Genomic DNA, 20,551 nt, shown 5'->3' on the forward strand with positions numbered 1-20,551 from the left:
TCCGTGCCAACGACACGCCTCAGCACCGAACCCACCGCCGTCCTCGTCCTCGAGGACGGACGACGATTCCGGGGACAGGCCTACGGCGCCCGAGGCCGCACCCTGGGCGAGATCGTCTTCGCCACCGGCATGACCGGGTACCAGGAGACGCTGACCGACCCGAGCTACGCCGGCCAGATCGTCGTGCAGACCGCGCCCCACATCGGCAACACCGGGACCAACGACGAGGACATGGAGTCGCGCCGCATCTGGGTCGCCGGCTACGTCGTCCGCGACCCCTCCCGCGTCGTCTCCAACTTCCGCGCGCAGCGCTCCCTCGGCGACGACCTGGAGACCGACGGCATCGTCGGGATCTCCGGCGTCGACACCCGGGCGATCACCCGCCACATCCGCTCGGCCGGCTCGATGCGCGCCGGCGTGTTCTCCGGCGAGGACCTCGCCCTCCCCGAGGAGGAGCAGCTCGCGCTGGTCCTCGGCGGCCGGCAGATGCAGGGGCTCAACCTCTCCTCCTCGGTCTCGACCGACGAGCAGTACACGGTGCCCGCCCGCGGCGAGCGCGTCGGCTCGGTCGCGGTCATCGACCTGGGGGTGAAGACCTCGACGGTCAACTACCTCGCGGAGCGCGGCTTCGACGTGCACGTGCTGCCCGAGTCGGTGACCGCCGAGCAGGTGCTCGCGCTCGACCCGTCCGCGCTCTTCTTCTCCAACGGCCCCGGCGACCCCGAGGCCTCGGACCGCCACGTCGAGCTGCTGCGCACCACCCTGCGCGCCGACCTGCCGTTCTTCGGCATCTGCTTCGGCAACCAGCTGCTGGGGCGCGCTCTCGGCTTCGGCACCTACAAGCTCTCGTTCGGCCACCGCGGGATCAACCAGCCCGTGCTCGACAAGCTCACCGGCCGCGTGGAGATCACCTCGCAGAACCACGGGTTCGCCGTGGACGCGCCGATCGAGGGCGAGCTGGACTCGCCCGAGGGCTTCGGCCGCGTCGAGGTCAGCCACTACTCCCTCAACGACTCGGTCGTGGAGGGCCTGCGCTGCCTCGACATCCCCGCCTTCTCGGTGCAGTACCACCCGGAGGCGGCGGCCGGCCCGCACGACTCCAACCACCTCTTCGACCGCTTCCGCGAGATGGTCGTGCAGCGCACGGCCGGGCGCGGGGCCTCGGAGCCCACCGACATCCCCACGACCAGCAGCATCGGAGAGCAGAAGTAATGCCGCGCAGGGAAGACATCCAGAGCGTCCTGGTCATCGGCTCCGGCCCGATCGTCATCGGACAGGCCGTCGAGTTCGACTACTCCGGCACCCAGGCCTGCCGCGTGCTGCGCGCCGAGGGGGTGCGCGTGATCCTCGTCAACTCCAACCCGGCGACGATCATGACCGATCCCGACTTCGCCGACGCCACCTACGTGGAGCCGATCACGCCCAAGGCGATCGAGGCGATCATCGCCAAGGAGAAGCCGGACGCGATCCTGCCGACCCTCGGCGGGCAGACGGCCCTGAACGCGGCCATCCAGCTGCACGACCTCGGGATCCTCGAGAAGTACGGCGTCGAGCTCATCGGCGCGAGCTTCGAGGCGATCAACCGCGGCGAGGACCGGCAGATCTTCAAGCAGCTGGTGCTGGACGCGGGCGCCGACGTCGCGAAGTCCTACATCGCGCACACCGTCGACGAGGCGATCGAGTACGCCGAGGACCTGGGCTATCCCCTCGTCATCCGCCCGTCGTTCACCATGGGCGGCCTGGGCTCCGGCTTCGCCTACACCCGCGAGGAGCTGGTGCGGATGGTCGGCGACGGCCTGCACCAGAGCCCCACCACCGAGGTGCTCCTGGAGGAGTCGATCCTCGGCTGGAAGGAGTACGAGCTCGAGCTCATGCGCGACACGGCCGACAACACGGTGGTCGTCTGCTCGATCGAGAACGTCGACCCCGTCGGCGTGCACACGGGCGACTCGATCACCGTCGCACCGGCGCTGACCCTCACCGACCGCGAGTACCAGAAGCTGCGCGACATCGGCATCCGGATCATCCGCGACGTGGGCGTGGACACCGGCGGCTGCAACATCCAGTTCGCGATCGACCCGGCGGACGGCCGGATCATCGTGATCGAGATGAACCCGCGCGTCTCCCGCTCCTCCGCCCTCGCCTCCAAGGCGACCGGCTTCCCGATCGCCAAGATCGCCGCGAAGCTCGCCATCGGCTACCGCCTGGACGAGATCCCGAACGACATCACCAAGGTGACGCCGGCGAGCTTCGAGCCGACGCTGGACTACGTGGTCGTGAAGGTCCCGCGGTTCGCGTTCGAGAAGTTCCCGGCCGCCGACAAGACGCTGACCACGACCATGAAGTCGGTGGGCGAGGCGATGGCGATCGGCCGCAACTACGCGCAGGCGCTGCAGAAGGCGCTCCGCTCGCTCGAGAAGCGCGGCTCGTCGTTCCACTGGGGCGCGCAGGAGCGCTCGGTCGAGGAGCTGCTCGAGATCGCGAGGACCCCGACCGACGGCCGCATCGTCACCGTGCAGCAGGCGCTGCGCCTGGGAGCCACGGTCGAGCAGGCGTTCGAGTCCACGAAGATCGACCCCTGGTTCCTCGACCAGATCGTGCTGATCAACGAGATCGCCGACCTGGTGCGCGAGCACGACGGCCTCGACGGCGGACTCCTCCGCCTGGCGAAGGACCACGGCTTCTCGGACGCGCAGATCGCCGAGCTCCGCGGGCTCGACGAGGCGGAGGTCCGCCGCACCCGCTACGCGCTGGACGTGCGCCCGGTCTACAAGACCGTCGACACCTGCGCGGGTGAGTTCCCGGCGCTCACGCCGTACCACTACTCCTCGTACGACGAGGAGACGGAGGTCGTCGCCGCCGACCGCCGCAAGGTCGTCATCCTGGGCTCCGGCCCCAACCGCATCGGCCAGGGGGTCGAGTTCGACTACTCCTGCGTGCACGCCTCGTTCGCGCTCTCGGACGCGGGCTTCGAGACGATCATGATCAACTGCAACCCCGAGACGGTCTCGACCGACTACGACACCTCGGACCGCCTCTACTTCGAGCCGCTGACTCTCGAGGACGTGCTCGAGGTCATCCACGCGGAGTCGCAGTCCGGCGAGCTCGTCGGCGTCGTCGTGCAGCTGGGCGGCCAGACGGCGCTCGGGCTCGCCGCGGGCCTCGAGGCGGCCGGCGTGCCCATCCTCGGCACCACCCCAGCGAACATCGACCTCGCGGAGGAGCGCGGCGCGTTCTCGCGGATCCTCGACGAGGCGGGGCTTCTCGCTCCGCGCAACGGCACCGCGACCGACCTCGACGGCGCCCGTGAGGTCGCGGTGGAGATCGGCTACCCGGTCCTCGTCCGTCCGTCGTTCGTCCTCGGCGGGCGCGGCATGGAGATCGTCTACGGCACGCCCCAGCTCGAGGACTACTTCGAGCGGATGGCCGGCGAGGGGATCATCGACGAGGCGCACCCGCTGCTGGTGGACCGCTTCCTCGACGACGCGATCGAGATCGACGTCGACGCGCTCTTCGACGGCGAGCAGCTCTACATCGGAGGAGTGATGGAGCACATCGAGGAGGCCGGCATCCACTCCGGCGACTCGGCGTGCACGCTCCCGCCGGTGACGCTCGGCCGCCGCCAGATCGACCAGGTGCGGGAGGCGACCCTTGCGATCGCGCAGGGCGTCGGCGTCCGAGGACTGCTGAACGTCCAGTTCGCGATCGGCCAGGGCGTGCTCTACGTGCTCGAGGCGAACCCCCGGGCCTCGCGCACCGTGCCGTTCGTGTCGAAGGCGCTGGGCATCCCGCTCGCGAAGGCCGCGTCGCGCCTGATGGTGGGCGAGACCATCGCCGCGCTGAAGGCCGAGGGCCTGCTGCCCGAGCGCGACGGCTCCGACGTCCCGATGGACTCTCCCATCGCGGTGAAGGAGGCGGTCCTGCCGTTCAAGCGCTTCCGCACCAAGGAGGGCCAGATCGTCGACTCGCTGCTCGGGCCCGAGATGCGCTCCACCGGCGAGGTCATGGGGATCGACCGCGACTTCCCGCGCGCCTTCGCGAAGAGCCAGGACGCCGCGTACGGCGGCATGCCGGCGAGCGGGACCGTCTTCATCTCGGTCGCCGACCGCGACAAGCGCTCGATCGTCCTGCCCGCGCTGCGCCTGCGTCAGCTCGGCTTCGACATCCTCGCGACCGAGGGCACGGCCGAGGTGCTGAACCGCAACGGGATCCAGGCCCGCGTGGTCCGCAAGTACAGCGAGACCGCCGAGGGCGACGCGCCCTCCATCGTCGAGCTGATCGCCCGCGACGAGGTCGACGTGGTGATCAACACGCCCAGCGGAGGAGCGACCCGCGCCGACGGCTACGAGATCCGCGCCGCCGCGGTCGCCGCGGACAAGCCGCTGTTCACCACGATCGCCCAGCTCGCGGCGGCGGTCGCCTCGCTCGACGCGGCGAACGAGCCCTTCGAGGTGACGAGCCTGCAGGACTACGCCCTGCGCCGCGCGGAGCGCACCGCGTGAGCGGCGGCGCGGCGGGCACCGCCTCCTTCGGCTCGCGCCTCGAGGCGGCGTTCGCCGCGCACGGCCGGCTCTGCGTCGGGATCGACCCGCACGCGTACCTGCTCGACGCGTGGGGCCTCGCCGACGACGCGGCCGGGCTCGAGAGCTTCGGCCGAACGGTCGTCGAGGCGGCGACCGGCCGTGCGGGCGTGGTGAAGCCGCAGATCGCGTTCTTCGAGCGGCACGGCTCGGCGGGCTACGCCGCGCTCGAGCGCGTGCTCGCCGACGCCCGCGAGGCCGGACTGCTGGTGATCGCCGACGTCAAGCGCGGCGACATCGGCACGAGCGTCACCGCCTACGCCGAGGCGTGGCTCCGGCCCGGCTCGCCGCTCGAGGCGGACGCCATGACCGCGGCGGCCTACCAGGGGCTCGGCTCCCTCGAGGGGATGCTGACCCTCGCCGAGGAGGCGGGCAAGGGCGTGTTCGTCCTCGCAGCCACCTCCAACCCCGAGGCCCGCCCCGTGCAGCGCGCCCTCGTGCAGGACGGCGGCCGGGCGGGATCCACCGTGGCACGCGCGGTCGTGGCGGACGTGGCATCCTGGAACGACGCTCACGCTCGCGCGTCGATCGGCTCGGTCGGCGTGGTGCTCGGCGCCACTGTCGCCCTGGGCGACTTCGGCATCGGCATCGACGAGCCGCTGCACCCCGCACTTCCGGTGCTCGCGCCCGGCTTCGGCCACCAGGGCGCAGCCGTCGCGGACGCGCAGCGGCTGTTCGGCGCGCTGAGCGCCGCCACCATCGTCAGCGAGTCGCGCAGCGTGCTCGGCGCCGGCCCCTCGGGGATCGCGGCCGAGATCACCCGCCGCGCGACCGACATCCAGGAGACCCTTGTCCGCTGAAACCGTCAGCCCCGATCCCGGCGCCTCCTCGCGCCCGGAGGCCGTGCGCCGTCCCTCGCCGCCCGAGGTCGACCGGCGCGCCGCCTCCGAGGCCGCGATCGCGGCGCGCCGTGCCCGCGCCGCCGTCAAGAAGGCCGTCGCCGCCGGACGCCGCCCCGCGACCGCCGTGCTCGCGGCGGCCCAGGCCGAGCCGCTCGGAGTCGAGGGGCGGATGCGCGTGAGCGAGCTGCTCCGCGCCGTGCCCGCACTCGGCGTGGTGAAGACGCCCCGGGTGATGGACCAGCTGCGGATCGCCGAGTCGAAGCGCCTCGGCGGGCTCGGCCGGCGCCAGGTCGGGGGCCTGGCGTCGTTCCTCGAGGAGCGGGAGTCGCGGCAGCGCCGCCCCGGCCGCAACCGCCTGCTCGTCCTCGCCGGTCCGACCGCGGTCGGCAAGGGCACCGTGTCGACCTACATCCGCGAGAACTACCCGGACGTCCTGCTCTCGGTCTCGGCCACCACCCGGGCCCCGCGTCCGGGCGAGGTGGACGGCGTCAGCTACTACTTCATCGACGACGCCGAGTTCGACCGGATGGTCGCGGCGGGGGAGTTCCTCGAGTACGCCGTCGTCCACAACGCTCACCGCTACGGCACGCCCCGCGGCCCCATCGACGCCGCCCTGGAGCAGGGCCGGCAGGTGATGCTCGAGATCGACATCCAGGGTGCCCGCCAGGTGCGCGAGCGGATGCCGGACGCGCGGCTGGTCTTCCTCCTGCCGCCGACCTGGGACGAGCTGGTCCGCCGGCTGGTCGGCCGCGGCACCGAGAGCGCGGAGGAGCAGGAGCGCCGCCTGGCCACCGCGAAGGTGGAGCTGGCCGCGCAGGACGAGTTCGATTTCGCCGTCGTCAACAGCACCGTGCCCGAAGCGGCCCGCGAGGTCGTAGAATTGATGTCGCCTCGTGCCGACGGCGCGCCCGCTGACCCGGGCCGCTGACACCGGGCCACCGACCACCTCCGGGCCGACGCCCCGGGTCCCACCGGGCACACGCCCCTCGGAGCCCGCGCGCCGTGTTGCTCCGGAGCCGCAGATCGGCGCTGATGCGCCTGCAAGGAGACACCCATGGCCAACAACCTCGGCATCATCGACCCGCCCATCGACGAGCTCCTCTCGAAGGTCGACTCCAAGTACGCGCTGGTGATCTTCGCCTCCAAGCGCGCCCGCCAGATCAACGACTACTACGCCGACCTCCACGAGGGCAGCCTGTTCGACAACGTCGGCCCGCTGGTCGACTCCACCATCGACGACAAGCCCCTCTCGGTCGCACTGCACGAGATCAACGAGGACAAGCTCGTCGCCAAGCCCCTCGCCGAGTAGTCCCCTCCGGGTGGGCTCCTCTCTCGAGGCCGGCCGACGGCTCAACGTCGTCGTCGGCATCACCGGCGGCATCGCCGCGTACAAGGCCGTCGGAGTCGTCCGCGCGCTGGTCCTCGCGGAGCACGACGTGCACGTCGTCGCGACCGAGGCCGCGCTGCGCTTCGTCGGCAAGCCCACCCTCGAGGCCATCTCGCGGAACCCGGTGCACACCGAGCTCTACGAGGGCGTCGCCGAGGTCCGGCACGTGGCCATCGGCCAGGCCGCCGACCTCATCGTGATCGCGCCCGCGACGGCGCACACGCTCGCCAAGCTCGCCGCCGGCCTCGCCGACGACCTGCTCGGCAACACGGTGCTCGCGAGCACCGCCCCGCTCGTGGTCGCCCCCGCGATGCACACCGAGATGTGGGCGAACGCCGCCACCGTCGCGAACACGGCGGTGCTCCGCTCCCGCGGCGTGCACGTCGTCGGCCCCGCGGTCGGCCGCCTCACCGGCGCCGACTCGGGCCCCGGCCGCATGGAGGAGCCCGAGACGATCGTGGCGGAGGCCCTCGCCGTCCACGCCCGCTCCGCCTCCGCCCGCCGCGACCTCGCGGGCGTGCGCGTCCTCGTGACCGCCGGCGGCACCCGCGAGCCCCTCGACCCGGTGCGCTTCGTCGGCAACCGCTCCAGCGGCAGGCAGGGCGTCGCGCTCGCGCTGGCCGCTGCGGCCCGCGGCGCGGAGGTCACCCTCCTCGCCGCGAACCTCGACGTGCCGGCGCCGGAGGGCGTCACGGTCCTCCCGGTGGGCACCGCGCTCGAGCTGCGCGAGGCCGCCCTCGCCGCGGCCCCCGGCGCGGACGTCGTGATCATGGCCGCGGCCGTCGCCGACTACCGGCCCGCCGCGGTCGCCGACGCGAAGATCAAGAAGGAGCAGCAGGGCGACCGTCTCGTCCTCGAGCTCGTCAAGAACCCGGACGTCCTCGCCGAGATCTCCGCCTCCCGGCGGGAGGGGCAGATCGTCGTCGGCTTCGCCGCGGAGACCGAGCCGGACCGGGACGCGATGCTCGCCCTCGGCCGCGCCAAGATCGCCCGCAAGGGCTGCGACCTGCTCGTCCTCAACAGGGTGGGCTGGGCCGAGGGTTTCCAGAGCGACAGCAACGCCGTCGTGGTCCTCGATCGGGCCGGCGATATAGTTGGCGAGGCCTCGGGCAGCAAGGCGGAGGTGGCCGATCGCGTCCTCGACGCGGTCGTGCGCTAGCCCCGCCGGTCCGCCCGCCCAGGCGCCGATCGCCTGCCGCCCGGCATCGCGCCCGCCAGGCCACTCCCGGTACGAACGACCCCGGTCCGCACGAGCCGGGACGAGAAGAGAAGCATGACCTCCGGTCCCCTCCGCCTGTTCACCTCCGAGTCCGTCACCGAGGGCCACCCGGACAAGATCTGCGACCAGATCTCGGACCGCATCCTCGACGCCCTGCTCCGCGAGGACCCGCACAGCCGGGTCGCCGTCGAGACGCTGGTCACGACGGGGCTCGTGCACGTCGCGGGCGAGGTCTCCACGAGCGGCTACGTCGAGATCCCCAAGATCGTGCGCGACACGATCGTCGAGATCGGCTACGACTCCTCGGAGAAGGGCTTCGACGGCCGCTCCTGCGGCGTCTCGGTCTCGATCGGCCAGCAGTCGCCCGAGATCGCGGCGGGCGTCGACACGGCGCTCGAGGTCCGCTCCTCCGAGGCGGGCGAGGACGCCTTCGACCGCCAGGGCGCGGGCGACCAGGGTCTGATGTTCGGCTTCGCGACCGACGAGACCCCCGAGTACATGCCGCTGCCGAGCTGGCTCTCGCACCGCCTCGCCGAGCGCCTGGCCGCCGTCCGCAACTCGGGCGAGCTCGACTACCTCCGGCCCGACGGCAAGACCCAGGTCACCATCGGCTACGACGGCACGACGCCGTCCACCATCGACACCGTCGTCCTGTCCACCCAGCACGCCGAGCACGTCAGCACCGAGACGATCCACGCGGACATCGCGGCGCACGTCATCCGCCCCGTGCTCGAGACGGTCGACCTCGACTCCTCCGCCGTGCGCCTGCTGATCAACCCGACCGGCCGCTTCGAGATCGGCGGGCCTCAGGGCGACGCCGGGCTCACCGGCCGCAAGATCATCGTCGACACCTACGGCGGAGCGTCCCGCCACGGCGGCGGCGCGTTCTCGGGCAAGGACCCGTCGAAGGTGGACCGCTCGGCCGCCTACGCCATGCGGTGGGTCGCCAAGAACGCGGTCGCCGCGGGGCTCGCCTCGCGGCTGGAGGTGCAGGTCGCCTACGCCATCGGCAAGGCGGCCCCGGTCGGCCTCTACGTCGAGACCTTCGGCACCGGCACCGTCTCCGACGAGACGATCACCGAGGCGATCCGCTCGGTCTTCGACCTGCGCCCGGCCGCGATCATCCACGCACTCGACCTGCTCCGCCCGATCTACGCGCAGACCGCGGCCTACGGCCACTTCGGCCGGGAGCTCCCCGACTTCACCTGGGAGCGCCTCGACCGGGTCGACGACCTGCGCTCCGCCGCGGGCCTCTCGTAGCGGGCGCGGCGGCGATGGCGACGAGCGGAGCCGTCGCGCGCGTGCTCCTGGACTCGCCCCTCCCGCAGCTCGACCGGCTCCTGGACTACGCGGTGCCGGAGGCGCTGCGCGGCGAGGTGGTCCCCGGCGTGCGCGTGCGGGTGCCGTTGCGGACCGGAGGCCGGATCGCCGACGCGTTCGTCGTCGAGACGGGGGAGGGGACCGAGCACGCCGGAGCGCTCAGCGGCATCGAGGAGCTGGTCTCGCCGCTCGTCGTGCTGACCCCGGAGGTCTGGGCCCTCGCCCGCCGGGTGGCCGACCGCGCCTCCGGGGGCGCGAGCGACGTGCTGCGCCTGGCCGTGCCGCGCCGCCACGTCCGCGTCGAGAAGGCGCGACTCGCCGCGGGTCCCGCTCCTGCGGCGCCCGCGGTCGAGGCGGGCGGCGTGACGGGCTACCCCGACGCCTCCTTTGTTGGACTCGCCGAGGGGGCCCGGCTGGCGGTCGGCGCCGTGCCGGCTCCGGTGAGGCTCGACTCGGGCGCGTGGGTCGGCGGCTGGGCCGTCACGCTCGCCGAGCTCGCCCGGGACACGCTCGCCGCGGGCCGCGACGCGATCCTGGCCGTCCCCGACTACCGCGACCAGGAGCAGCTGGAGCTCGCTCTCGCCGCCCTCGTCCCCGCGGAGGCGGTGGTGCGCCTCGATGCGCGGCAGAAGGGCGCCGAGCGCTACTCCGCCTTCGTCCGCTGCCTCGATCCCGGGCCGCGGGTCGTCGTCGGCAACCGCTCCGTCCTCTACGCGCCCTCCTCCGCCCTCGGCCTGATCGCGCTCTGGGACGACGGCGATCCGCTCTTCGCCGAGCCGCTCGCGCCCTACGCGCACGCCCGCGACGTCGCCCTGGTGCGGCAGGAGCAGAGCGGCGCCGGCCTCGTCCTGCTCGGCAACACGCGCACGGTCGAGGTCGAGCGGCTCGTCGAGATCGGCTTCGCGACCGAGGTGGAGCCGCGGCCGAGCCGCCGCCCGCACGTCGTGCCGACCGCCCAGCAGTGGGCGGCCGACGAGCACGACGCGGCAGCGCGCATCCCCTCCTCCGCCTGGCGGGAGGCGCGGAAGGCCCTCGACTCCGGTCCCGTGCTGGTCCAGGTCGCGCGCCCCGGCTACGCGCCGGTGGTCGCCTGCGCCCGTTGCCGGACCGTCGCACGCTGCAACCGCTGCCAGGGTCCGCTCGGCGTGCACTCCGAGGGCGGGCGGCCGAGCTGCGGCTGGTGCGGCCTGATCGCGGCCGACTGGACCTGCTCCGTCTGCGAGGCGACGGCTCTGCGCCTCGTCTCCCTCGGCGCGGGCCGCACCGCGGAGGAGCTCGGACGCGCCTTCCCGGGTGCCAAGGTGATCGTCGCCGACGGGCAGCGCCCCGTGCTCACCCTCCCCGACGAGCCCGCGCTCGTCGTGGCCACGCGCGGGGCGGAGCCGCGGGCCGACGGCGGCTACCACGCCGTCCTGCTGCTGGACGGCGAGCGGATGCTGGCCCGCGAGAGCCTGCGGGTCGCCGACGACGCGCTCCGCACCTGGTCGAACGCCGCGGCGCTGGCCCGCCCGGGCGCGCCGGTCCTCCTGGTCGGGGTCGGCGGCCGGCTCGCGACCGCCCTGGCGACCTGGCGGCAGGCCGAGTACCTCCGGGCCGAGCTCCAGGAGCGGCGCGCTCTGCGCTTCCCGCCCGCGGTGCGCCTGGCCACGGTGAGCGGCGACGCGCACGCGGTGGAGGAGGCGCTCGACGCGCTCGACGAGGACGACCGGCACGAGGTCCTCGGTCCTGTCGGGCTCGAGGACGGCTCCGTCCGGGCGATCGTCCGGTTCGACTACGCTCGCGGTGCGGATGTGGCCGCGCGCCTCCGCTCCGCCGTGATCCGCAACGCCACGCGCCGTCGTCGCCCGCCGACCACGCCCGGCCGCTTCCGGCCGGCCCCCCGGCTCCGGGTCCGTCTCGACGACCCCGACATCCTCTGACTCCCCAGGAGACCCCCGTGCGCCTCGTCTTCGCCGGCACGCCCGCCGCTGCCGTTCCGACCCTCCGCGACCTCGCCGCCTCCGCGCACGAGGTCGTGGCCGTGGTCACCCGGGAGGACGCCCCGGTGGGCCGCAAGCGCGTGCTCACCCCCTCGCCGGTCGCCGTCGCGGCCGAGGAGCTGGGGATCCCGGTGATCCGGGCGAACCGCCTCGACGAGGACGTGACCGACCGGATCGCGGAGCTCGCCCCCGACCTCGGCGTGATCGTGGCCTACGGCGGCCTCGTCCGGCAGCGCCTGCTGGCGGTGCCGCGCCTGGGCTGGATCAACCTGCACTTCTCCCTGCTGCCGCGCTGGCGCGGGGCGGCTCCCGTCCAGCGGGCGCTGATGGCGGGCGACACGCGGATCGGCGCGAGCGTCTTCCAGCTGGTCGCCGAGCTCGACGCCGGTGACGTGTACGCCGAGCTCGCCGTCGACGCGGGGGAGCACACCGCGGGCGAGCTGCTGACGGAGCTGGCCGCGAGCGGCGCCGGCCTCACCCTCGGCGTGGTCGACGCGCTGGAGGAGGGCACGGCCGTCGCGACTCCGCAGACCGGAGAGGCGACCCCCGCTCCCAAGCTCGACGCCGCCGACGGCCGGATCGACTGGAGCCTCCCGACCGCGCGGGTCCTCGCGCTCGTGCGCGGAACGACTCCCGAGCCCGGAGCCTCGACCGCGGTGGGCGACGCGCGCCTCAAGGTGCTCGCGGTCCGCGCGGCCGAGGGGGACCTCGCTCCCGGCGTCGTCCGCCTCGACTCGGGGCGCGCCCTCGTCGGCACCGCGGACGGAGCGGTGGAGCTGGTCACCGTCCAGCCCGCCGGCAGGACCCCGATGGCCGGCGCCGCGTGGGCCCGCGGCCTGCGCGAGAGCACGGTGCTCGCGTGAGCGCCCGGCGCGAGGCCGCTCCCGCCCGCCGGGTCGCCTACGACGTCCTGCTCGCGGTGAGCGGTTCGGACGCCTACGCCAACCTGGTCCTGCCCGCGCGGATCAGCGCCGCCGGCCTCTCGCCCGCCGACGCGGGACTGGCCACCGAGCTCTGCTACGGCACCCTGCGGATGTCCGGCTACTACGACCGCGTGATCGCCCTGGCGGCCGGCCGGTCCGTCGAGAGCATCGATGCGCCCGTGCTCGACGCGCTGCGCCTGGGCGTGCACCAGCTGCTCGCGACCCGTGTGGCCCCGCACGCCGCGGTGAACGAGAGCGTCGCGCTCGTCGCGGCCGGCTCCTCGCGGGGAGCGGTGGCCTTCGCCAACGCCGTGCTGCGCGCGGTCTCGCGCTCGAGCGCCGGCGAGTGGCGCGAGCGGGTCTCCGCGGCCGCGGTCTCCGGCGACGACCGGATCGCCGCGCTGAGCTCCCACCCCGTGTGGATCGTGCGCGCCCTGCGACGGGCGCTGGCGGCGGAGGGGGCGGCCGACGAGCTCGACGCGCTGCTCGCCGCCGACAACGCGGCTCCGCGGGTGAACCTGGTGGCTCTGCCGGGCCTGGCGTCTCCCGGCGAGATCGCCGACGCCGAATCCGACCGGTTCTCGCCGGTCGGCATGACCAGCACCGGCGGCGACCCGGAGGCGTTCCCCGCGGTGCACGAGGGCCGCGTGCGCGTGCAGGACGAGGGCTCCCAGCTCGCCGCTCTGGCGCTCTCCCGGGCACGGCCGGTCCGCCCGGGCGAGCGCTGGCTCGACCTGTGCGCGGGACCCGGCGGCAAGGCGGCGCTGCTCGCGGCGGAGGCGCGCGCAGGAGGGGCGGCGCTGCTCGCCAACGAGGTGGTCCCGGGCCGCGCGGGCCTGGTGCGGCAGGCGCTGGCCGCCGTCGACCCGTCGGTCGAGGTGCGCACCGGCGACGGGCGCGACCTGGGCGACGAGCAGCCGGGATCGTTCGACCGCATCCTCCTCGACGCGCCGTGCACCGGTCTCGGTGCGCTGCGGCGGCGGCCGGAGGCGCGCTGGCGCAAGTCCGCGGCCGACGTGGAGCCGCTGGCCGCACTCCAGGGCGAGCTGCTCGACTCCGCGGTGAGGGCTCTCGCTCCCGACGGTCTGCTGGCCTACGTGACCTGCTCGCCGCACCTCGGCGAGACCCGGCGCGTGCTCGCCCTCGCGCAGGAGCGGCACGAGCTCGAGCTCGTCGACACGCCGGCCGTGCTGCGCGCGGTGACGGCGGACCCGCTCCCGCTGCCGGACGGCCCCCTCCACGTGCAGCTCTGGCCGCACCGGCACGGCACCGACGCCATGTTCGTCCAGCTCCTCCGCCGCCGGCCCCTCGAGGCGGCGTCCGGAGACGCCTGAACCCTCCGGAGCGGGAACGCGCTCGGCCGGGCGGACGCGGAGGACGCTCCGATCTAGGCTGGACGCATGCCCGCACGGATCAACCCCAGCATCCTCTCCGCCGACTTCGTGAACTTCGAGGCCGAGCTGCAGCGCATCGCCGGAGCCGACCTGGTGCACGTCGACGTGATGGACAACCACTTCGTGCCGAACCTCACGTTCGGGCTGACCATGGTCCAGCGCCTCCAGGACGTCTCGCCCCGGCCACTCGACCTGCACCTGATGATCGACGACCCCGACCGGTGGGCCCCCGACTACGCCGAGACCGGCGCCTACTCCGTGACCTTCCACGCCGAGGCCGCGCGCGACGCCGTGGCCCTCGCGCGGCGCCTGCGCGAGATCGGCTCGCGGGCGGGGATCGCGCTCAAGCCGGGCACGATGGTGGACGACTACCTCGACCTCCTGCCCGAGTTCGACCAGGTCCTCGTGATGACGGTCGAGCCCGGCTTCGGGGGCCAGTCCTTCATGGAGGAGACGATGCCCAAGCTGCGCACCCTCCGGAACGTGGTGGACCGCACCGGGCTCGACGTCTGGCTCCAGGTCGACGGCGGGATCGCTCCCGGCACGATCGAGATCGCAGCGGAGGCGGGAGCCGACACCTTCGTCGCGGGCTCCGCGGTCTTCGGCGCGGACGACCCGGAGGCCGCGATCGCGTCGCTGCGCGAGACGGCGACCGCTCACCTGCACCGGCACTGAGGCGGCCCGCGCCCGGCCGCCGTATAGACTTCCCCGGTGAAAACTTTCGACGACCTCTTCGCTGAGCTGGGCGAGAAGGCCGCCGCCCGTCCCGAGGGTTCGGGCACCGTCCGCGAGCTCGACGCCGGCGTGCACTTCATCGGCAAGAAGATCGTCGAGGAGGCCGCCGAGGTGTGGATGGCCGCCGAGTACGAGGGCGACGAGCGCACCGCCGAGGAGATCTCGCAGCTGCTCTACCACCTGCAGGTGCTCATGCTCGCCAAGGGACTGACGACGGCCGACGTCTACCGGCATCTGTGAGCCCCGCCCCGCTCGCCGGGGTGCGCCTCCGCTCCGCGCCGTCGCGCCCGCACGCTCCCCGAGGAGCCGTGCCGCCCCCTGAACAGCCGTCGAGTCATGAAGGACGTCCCGTGACCACCACCCCCGCCCCGGCGCTCCTGCGCGTCGCCCTCCCCAACAAGGGCTCCCTCTCGGAGACCGCCGGTCAGATGCTCGCGGAGGCCGGCTACACCGGCCGCCGCGACCCGAAGGAGCTGCACGTCGTCGACGAGCGCAACGGGGTGGAGTTCTTCTACCTGCGCCCGCGCGACATCGCCACCTACGTCGGCTCCGGCGCTCTCGACGTCGGGGTCACCGGCCGCGACCTCCTGATCGACTCCGGCTCCGAGGCGCGCGAGATCGCGAGCCTCGGCTTCGCCAACTCCACCTTCCGCTTCGCCGGGCCCGCAGGCCGCTACGACGAGCTCGCGCAGATCGACGGCCTCCGCGTGGCGACCAGCTACCCGGGCCTCGTGGGCCGCTTCCTCCGGGAGCACGGCGTCGAGGTGACGCTGATCCGCCTCGACGGCGCGGTCGAGTCCGCGATCCAGCTCGGCGTCGCCGACGTCATCGCCGATGTCGTCGAGACCGGCACCACGCTCCGCAAGGCCGGCCTCGAGATCTTCGGGCCGGTCATCCTGGACTCGACCGCCGTCCTGGTCTCCGCCGCGGGGGAGCCCGAGGGCATCCCGGTGCTGCTGCGCCGCCTGCAGGGCGTGCTGGTCGCCCGCGAGTACGTGCTGCTCGACTACGACTGCCCCGTCGCGCTCCTGGAGAGCGCCACGGCGATCGCCCCGGGCTTCGAGTCGCCGACGGTCTCGCCGCTGCACGACGCCGAGTGGGTGGCCGTCCGCGTGATGGTGCCGCGCTCGGACATGAACCAGGTGATGGACCGCCTGTACGACCTGGGCGCCCGCGCGATCCTGGTCACCTCCATCCACGCCGCGCGCCTGTAGAGGGGGAGCCGATGAGTCTCGCCGTCCGCGTCATCCCCTGCCTCGACGTCGCCGCCGGCCGCGTCGTGAAGGGCGTCAACTTCCAGAACCTGCGCGATGCGGGCGACCCCGTCGAGCTCGCCCGCCTCTACTTCGAGCAGGGCGCCGACGAGCTGACCTTCCTCGACGTCACCGCCACGGTCGACGACCGCTCGACCACCTACGACGTGGTGCGGGCGACCGCCGAGCAGGTCTTCATCCCGCTCACGGTCGGCGGAGGCGTGCGCAGCGCCGAGGACGTCTCGCGACTGCTCGCGCACGGCGCCGACAAGGTGGGCGTCAACTCCGCCGCGATCGCCCGGCCCGAGCTCCTCGGCGAGATCGCCGACGTCTTCGGCGCGCAGGTACTCGTGCTCTCGCTCGACGTCAAGCGGAGCGACGCCACGGCGTCCGGCTTCGTCGTCACCACTCACGGCGGACGCCGCGAGACCGAGCTCGACGCCCTGGCCTGGGCGGGCGAGGCCGTCGAGCGCGGCGCCGGGGAGCTGCTGGTCAACTCCATCGACGCCGACGGCACCAAGCAGGGCTTCGACCTCGAGCTGATCGCCGCGATGCGCGAGCTGAGCTCCGTGCCGGTCATCGCCTCCGGAGGCGCCGGCGCCGTCGAGCACTTCGCTCCGGCCGTCGACGCGGGAGCCGACGCCGTGCTCGCCGCCTCCGTCTTCCACAACCGCGAGCTGACGATCGGCGACGTCAAGCGCGCGCTCGCCGCCTCCGGGATCGAGATCCGATGACCCCCGCCGAGCTCGACGCCGTCCTGGACCGCGCCGCCTTCGATCCGACCGGGCTCCTGCCCGCGATCATCCAGCAGCACGACACCCGCGAGGTGCTCATGATGGGCTGGATGGACCGCGAGGCTCTCCGGCGCACCCTCACCGAGGGCCGCGTCACCTTCTGGTCGCGCTCGCGCCAGGAGTACTGGCGCAAGGGCGACACGTCCGGGCACGCGCAGTACGTGCGGGGTGCCGCCCTCGACTGCGACGCCGACACCCTGCTGGTCCAGGTCGAGCAGATCGGCGCAGCCTGCCACACGGGCGAGCACGCCTGCTTCGACGTCGACCCCCTCGTGCCGTTCACCGGCCTCGGCCCGGCGGAATGAGCATGAGCGGACGGCGGCTGAAGTACACGGCGATCCTCGGGGTCGTGCTCCTCGCCGCGCTCGAGCTGACCTCCTCCACCCAGACCTGGTCCACGCTGACCCTGGCCGCGATCGAGGGGGAGGGCCAGCGGATCGACGTGGCCGGGACCGTCGCCGCGCCCGCGCTCTCCGCCCTGGCGCTCGCGGGCCTCGCCCTCGCCGCGGCCCTCGCCATCGCCGGCCCCGTCTTCCGGATCGTGCTCGGTGTGCTCCAGGCCGTCCTCGGCGCCTCGGTGGTGCTCGCGGCCGCGACGGCACTGGGCGACCCCGTGCGCGCCGGCGCCTCGCTGGTCACGGAGGCGACCGCCATCGCGGGGGAGCAGTCCGTCGCCGCGCTCGTGGCTTCGTCCTCCGCGACGGCCTGGCCCGTCGTCGCCCTGGTCTGCGGCGTGCTCACCGCGCTGCTCGGGATCGGCGTCCTCGCGACCTCGCGCCGCTGGCCGGGAGCGGCGCGGAAGCGCGCGTCCCGCTTCGAGCCCGCCGACGGCTACGGCCACGGCGCGTCGACCGTGCAGACGGACGACGGCGACATCGATCCGGTCGTCTCGTGGGACGAGCTCTCGCGCGGCGACGACCCCACCTCAGGCCGCTGACACCGGCCGGGGACGTGTCCGGCGGTCCGGCATCCCCGCCTCCTGCAGGCGACTGCGCAGGCGAGTCCGGGGCCGGACGCTCAGGCGCCTCACGCTAGACTGCTCTGGTCCCGATGCACCCCCAGGAGGAGACCCATGAGCACCGAGCACGACGACGACAACCACGGCCACTCGCCCGCAGCGTGGACGGCCGTCGTCATCATGCTGGTCGGATTCACGATCGGCACGATCGCGTTCTGGTTCGACGTGCCCCTGGTGGTCTGGCTCTCGGCCGGCCTGGTCGTGGTGGGTCTGCTCGTGGGCATGGGCATGGCCAAGGCGGGCTACGGCGTCAACGGCGCGAAGGCGAACCCGAAGGCGCGCGCCTAGGTGCTCGCCGACCTCACCGCCGGCGCCCTGGCCGACGCGGCCCGGCGCCGCGAGAGCGCCCCGCTCGAAGCCGTCGAGCGCCGCGCGCTCGCCCAGGCGCCCGCCCTCGACGCCCTGGCCGCTCTGGCCCCCGCCGAGCGCGTCAGGATCATCGCCGAGGTGAAGCGCGCCAGCCCGTCGCGCGGAGCCCTCGCCGACATCCCCGTCCCCGCCGAGCTGGCCGGACAGTACGAGCTCGGGGGAGCGAGCGCGATCAGCGTCCTCACCGAGGAGCGCCGCTTCAAGGGGTCCCTCGCGGACCTCGAGGCGGTCCGCGAGCGCGTGTCGATCCCCGTCCTGCGCAAGGACTTCGTCGCCGAGCCGTACCAGGTCCTCGAGGCCCGCGCGGCCGGAGCCGACCTGGTCCTCCTCATCGTCGCCGCGCTCGAGCAGCCCCTGCTCGCCGAGCTGCACGCCCTCGTCCTCGAGCTGGGGATGACCCCGCTCGTCGAGACGCACTCGGCCGACGAGCTCGAGCGGGCCGCCGACCTCGGCGCGCGGCTCATCGGCGTGAACGCCCGCGACCTCTCCACCTTCCAGCTCGACCGCGACCTCTTCGGCCGCCTCTCCGAGCGCTTCCCCGACGACGCGGTGAAGGTGGCCGAATCGGCCGTCCTCACCGCCGACGACGTCGCGCACTACCGCGGCTCCGGAGCCGACGTCGTCCTCGTGGGCGAGGCTCTCGTCACCGGCGGCGACCCCGTCTCCACCCTCGCCGGCTTCCTGGCGCACTGACCACACCGATAGGCGGTACCCCCATGGCACTCCGGGATGAACTCGGCCCCTACTTCGGCGAGTTCGGCGGACGCTACGTCCCCGAGTCCCTCGTCGAGGCCCTCGACGAGCTGAGCGCCGAGTACGAGCGCACGAAGGTCGACCCCGCGTTCGCGGCCGAGCTGATGGAGCTGCACCGCAGCTACACCGGTCGTCCGTCGATCATCACCGAGGTGCCGCGGTTCGCCGAGCACGCCGGCGGTGCGCGGATCATCCTCAAGCGCGAGGACCTCAACCACACCGGCTCGCACAAGATCAACAACGTGCTGGGCCAGGCGCTGCTCACCAAGCGGATCGGCAAGACCCGCGTCATCGCCGAGACGGGAGCGGGCCAGCACGGCGTCGCGACCGCCACGGCCGCCGCCCTGTTCGGCCTCGACTGCGTGGTCTACATGGGCGAGGTCGACACCGAGCGCCAGGCCCTCAACGTCGCCCGCATGCGCCTGCTCGGCGCCGAGGTGATCCCCGTGACGACCGGCTCGCGCACCCTCAAGGACGCGATCAACGACGCGATGCGCGACTGGGTGACGAACGTGGGCACCACGAACTACATCTTCGGCACCGTCGCGGGCCCGCACCCGTTCCCGGCCCTCGTCCGCGACTTCCAGAAGATCATCGGCGAGGAGGCGCGCGAGCAGGTCCTCGAGCTCACCGGCTCGCTGCCCACCGCGGTCACCGCCTGCGTCGGCGGCGGCTCCAACGCGATGGGGATCTTCCACGCCTTCCTCGACGACCCCGAGGTCCGCCTCGTCGGCTTCGAGGCCGGCGGCGACGGGATCGAGACCCCCCGCCACGCGGCGACCATCAGCAAGGGCCGCCCCGGCGTCCTGCACGGCGCCCGCAGCTTCCTCCTCCAGGACGAGGACGGCCAGACCGTCGAGTCGCACTCGATCTCGGCCGGCCTCGACTACCCGGGCATCGGCCCGGAGCACGCATGGCTCTCGAGCATCGGCCGCGCCGACTACCGCGCGGTCACCGACTCGGCCGCGATGGACGCGCTCATGCTGCTCAGCCGCACCGAGGGGATCATCCCGGCGATCGAGTCCGCGCACGCGCTGGCCGGCACGCTGGAGCTCGGGCGCGAGCTCGGCCCCGAGGCCACCATCCTGGTCAACCTCTCGGGCCGCGGCGACAAGGACATGACGACCGCTGCGCACTACTTCGGCCTCATGGACCAGGGCGCGGTGCAGTCGTGAGCGGCCGCGGACCGAGCGTCGCCGAGACCGTCCGGCGCCGGAACGAGGAGGCGGCGGGCGCCCTGATCGGCTACCTCCCCGTCGGCTTCCCCGACCTGCCGACCAGCATCGACGCCGCCGTGGCCATGGCGGAGAACGGCGTCGACGCGATCGAGCTCGGTCTGCCCTACTCCGATCCGGTGATGGACGGACCCGTCATCCAGGAGGCGACCCAGGCCGCCATCGCGGGCGGCTTCCGCCTCCGCCACGGCTTCGAGGCCGTCCGCGAGATCCGGGCGCGCGTCGACGTGCCGGTCCTGGTGATGACCTACTACAACCCCGTCCTGCAGTACGGGGTCGAGCGCTTCGCCACCGATCTGGCCGAGGCCGGCGGGTCCGGCCTCATCACGCCCGACCTGATCCCGGACGAGGGCGCCGAGTGGCTCGCCGTCTCCGAGCGGCTCGGACTCGACCGCGTGTTCCTCGCGGCACCGTCCTCGACGGACACGCGCCTGCGCCAGGCCGTCGACTCGAGCCGTGGATTCGTCTACGCGGTCTCGACGATGGGCATCACCGGCGCGCGCACCGATGTCGACTCCGCGGCCCGCACCCTGGTCGACCGCCTCCGCGCCGCCGGCTCCGAGAGCGCGTGCGTCGGCCTGGGCATCTCGACCGGCGAGCAGGTCGCCGAGATCCTCGCCTACGCGGACGGCGCCATCGTCGGATCCGCCCTGGTGCGGGCGCTGGCGTCCGGCGGGGTCGACGCGGTCGCCGAGACCTCCCGCGGCCTCGCCGAGGGCACCCGCCTGCGCTCCGCGCGCTGACACCCTC

20 protein-coding genes are annotated in these 20,551 nt (G+C 73.6%); all 20 read left to right on the forward strand.

Going from position 1 to position 20,551, the window contains the following annotated elements; translation table 11 throughout:
• Positions 1-3 precede the first annotated feature (3 nt).
• The 20 genes from carA to trpA all read left to right on the forward strand — a co-directional run bounded on the left by carA (position 4) and on the right by trpA (position 20,544).
• Entirely contained in the window at positions 4-1,212 is a 1,209-nt protein-coding gene (gene carA, locus C5C29_RS11235; RefSeq protein WP_104308392.1) for a glutamine-hydrolyzing carbamoyl-phosphate synthase small subunit, read from the forward strand.
• Positions 1,212-4,502: a carbamoyl-phosphate synthase large subunit gene (carB, locus tag C5C29_RS11240; RefSeq protein WP_104308393.1), complete on the forward strand. Its 3,291-nt coding sequence runs from the start codon at positions 1,212-1,214 to the stop codon at positions 4,500-4,502. Before carA ends, carB begins: the two co-directional genes overlap by 1 nt.
• Entirely contained in the window at positions 4,499-5,380 is an 882-nt protein-coding gene (gene pyrF, locus C5C29_RS11245; protein ID WP_104308394.1) for an orotidine-5'-phosphate decarboxylase, read from the forward strand. Before carB ends, pyrF begins: the two co-directional genes overlap by 4 nt.
• Before the next feature lie 43 nt (positions 5,381-5,423).
• The gene (gene gmk, locus C5C29_RS11250) at positions 5,424-6,350 is read left to right on the forward strand and encodes a guanylate kinase (RefSeq protein WP_181128819.1); all 927 of its coding nucleotides are present in this window, start codon (positions 5,424-5,426) and stop codon (positions 6,348-6,350) included.
• 126 nt (positions 6,351-6,476) lie between these two features.
• Positions 6,477-6,731, forward strand: coding sequence for a DNA-directed RNA polymerase subunit omega (gene rpoZ, locus C5C29_RS11255; protein ID WP_104221835.1), 255 nt, complete (start codon positions 6,477-6,479; stop codon positions 6,729-6,731).
• A 10-nt stretch (positions 6,732-6,741) separates the two neighbouring features.
• Positions 6,742-7,968 (forward strand): bifunctional phosphopantothenoylcysteine decarboxylase/phosphopantothenate--cysteine ligase CoaBC, encoded by a 1,227-nt coding sequence (gene coaBC / locus C5C29_RS11260; protein WP_104237507.1) that lies wholly within the window; start codon positions 6,742-6,744, stop codon positions 7,966-7,968.
• 114 nt (positions 7,969-8,082) lie between these two features.
• Positions 8,083-9,288: a methionine adenosyltransferase gene (gene metK, locus C5C29_RS11265; RefSeq protein WP_104308396.1), complete on the forward strand. Its 1,206-nt coding sequence runs from the start codon at positions 8,083-8,085 to the stop codon at positions 9,286-9,288.
• 14 nt (positions 9,289-9,302) lie between these two features.
• On the forward strand, positions 9,303-11,267 hold the full coding sequence (locus C5C29_RS11270; RefSeq protein WP_104225316.1) for a hypothetical protein: 1,965 nt from the start codon (positions 9,303-9,305) through the stop codon (positions 11,265-11,267).
• Positions 11,268-11,284: 17 nt separating this feature from the next.
• The gene (locus C5C29_RS11275; protein WP_104308397.1) at positions 11,285-12,190 is read left to right on the forward strand and encodes a methionyl-tRNA formyltransferase; all 906 of its coding nucleotides are present in this window, start codon (positions 11,285-11,287) and stop codon (positions 12,188-12,190) included.
• Positions 12,187-13,584 carry an RsmB/NOP family class I SAM-dependent RNA methyltransferase gene (locus C5C29_RS11280; protein WP_258069492.1) on the forward strand — a complete coding sequence of 466 codons (1,398 nt, stop codon included), beginning with the start codon at positions 12,187-12,189 and terminating at the stop codon, positions 13,582-13,584. Before C5C29_RS11275 ends, C5C29_RS11280 begins: the two co-directional genes overlap by 4 nt.
• A gap of 66 nt (positions 13,585-13,650) precedes the next feature.
• Entirely contained in the window at positions 13,651-14,319 is a 669-nt protein-coding gene (rpe, locus tag C5C29_RS11285) for a ribulose-phosphate 3-epimerase (protein WP_104232661.1), read from the forward strand.
• 36 nt (positions 14,320-14,355) lie between these two features.
• Positions 14,356-14,619 (forward strand): phosphoribosyl-ATP diphosphatase, encoded by a 264-nt coding sequence (locus C5C29_RS11290; protein ID WP_055791842.1) that lies wholly within the window; start codon positions 14,356-14,358, stop codon positions 14,617-14,619.
• Positions 14,620-14,729: 110 nt separating this feature from the next.
• Complete coding sequence (hisG, locus tag C5C29_RS11295; RefSeq protein WP_104308399.1) at positions 14,730-15,593, forward strand: ATP phosphoribosyltransferase; 864 nt, start codon at positions 14,730-14,732, stop codon at positions 15,591-15,593.
• 11 nt (positions 15,594-15,604) lie between these two features.
• Positions 15,605-16,366 (forward strand): imidazole glycerol phosphate synthase subunit HisF, encoded by a 762-nt coding sequence (gene hisF / locus C5C29_RS11300; protein WP_104308400.1) that lies wholly within the window; start codon positions 15,605-15,607, stop codon positions 16,364-16,366.
• Complete coding sequence (hisI, locus tag C5C29_RS11305) at positions 16,363-16,731, forward strand: phosphoribosyl-AMP cyclohydrolase (RefSeq protein ID WP_104221855.1); 369 nt, start codon at positions 16,363-16,365, stop codon at positions 16,729-16,731. The genes hisF and hisI overlap by 4 nt, the downstream gene beginning before the upstream one ends.
• 2 nt (positions 16,732-16,733) lie before the next feature.
• Positions 16,734-17,363, forward strand: a complete 630-nt coding sequence (locus C5C29_RS11310) for a Trp biosynthesis-associated membrane protein (RefSeq protein ID WP_104221858.1) — start codon at positions 16,734-16,736, stop codon at positions 17,361-17,363.
• Between the two features lie 135 nt (positions 17,364-17,498).
• Entirely contained in the window at positions 17,499-17,732 is a 234-nt protein-coding gene (locus C5C29_RS11315) for a DUF6704 family protein (protein WP_104221860.1), read from the forward strand.
• Positions 17,733-18,506 carry an indole-3-glycerol phosphate synthase TrpC gene (gene trpC, locus C5C29_RS11320; RefSeq protein ID WP_104221862.1) on the forward strand — a complete coding sequence of 258 codons (774 nt, stop codon included), beginning with the start codon at positions 17,733-17,735 and terminating at the stop codon, positions 18,504-18,506.
• 23 nt (positions 18,507-18,529) lie between these two features.
• A complete protein-coding gene (gene trpB / locus C5C29_RS17350; RefSeq protein WP_104225310.1) occupies positions 18,530-19,741 on the forward strand; it encodes a tryptophan synthase subunit beta in 1,212 nt (403 codons plus the stop codon).
• The gene (gene trpA / locus C5C29_RS11325; protein ID WP_104232657.1) at positions 19,738-20,544 is read left to right on the forward strand and encodes a tryptophan synthase subunit alpha; all 807 of its coding nucleotides are present in this window, start codon (positions 19,738-19,740) and stop codon (positions 20,542-20,544) included. The genes trpB and trpA overlap by 4 nt, the downstream gene beginning before the upstream one ends.
• The last annotated feature ends 7 nt before the right edge of the window (positions 20,545-20,551 follow it).

Origin of the sequence: Rathayibacter sp. AY1H2 (assembly GCF_002931985.1) — a bacterium.
Classification (GTDB): Bacteria; Actinomycetota; Actinomycetes; order Actinomycetales; family Microbacteriaceae; genus Rathayibacter.

What these genes read in the sequence shown, in the direction of transcription:
- carB (WP_104308393.1), top strand. Translation starts at nt 1,212, where the DNA reads ATGCCGCGCAGGGAAGACATCCAGAGCGTCCTGGTCATCGGCTCCGGC.
- rpoZ (WP_104221835.1), top strand. Translation starts at nt 6,477, where the DNA reads ATGGCCAACAACCTCGGCATCATCGACCCGCCCATCGACGAGCTCCTC.
- metK (WP_104308396.1), top strand. Translation starts at nt 8,083, where the DNA reads ATGACCTCCGGTCCCCTCCGCCTGTTCACCTCCGAGTCCGTCACCGAG.
- C5C29_RS11270 (WP_104225316.1), top strand. Translation starts at nt 9,303, where the DNA reads ATGGCGACGAGCGGAGCCGTCGCGCGCGTGCTCCTGGACTCGCCCCTC.
- rpe (WP_104232661.1), top strand. Translation starts at nt 13,651, where the DNA reads ATGCCCGCACGGATCAACCCCAGCATCCTCTCCGCCGACTTCGTGAAC.
- hisF (WP_104308400.1), top strand. Translation starts at nt 15,605, where the DNA reads ATGAGTCTCGCCGTCCGCGTCATCCCCTGCCTCGACGTCGCCGCCGGC.
- hisI (WP_104221855.1), top strand. Translation starts at nt 16,363, where the DNA reads ATGACCCCCGCCGAGCTCGACGCCGTCCTGGACCGCGCCGCCTTCGAT.
- C5C29_RS11310 (WP_104221858.1), top strand. Translation starts at nt 16,734, where the DNA reads ATGAGCGGACGGCGGCTGAAGTACACGGCGATCCTCGGGGTCGTGCTC.
- C5C29_RS11315 (WP_104221860.1), top strand. Translation starts at nt 17,499, where the DNA reads ATGAGCACCGAGCACGACGACGACAACCACGGCCACTCGCCCGCAGCG.
- trpB (WP_104225310.1), top strand. Translation starts at nt 18,530, where the DNA reads ATGGCACTCCGGGATGAACTCGGCCCCTACTTCGGCGAGTTCGGCGGA.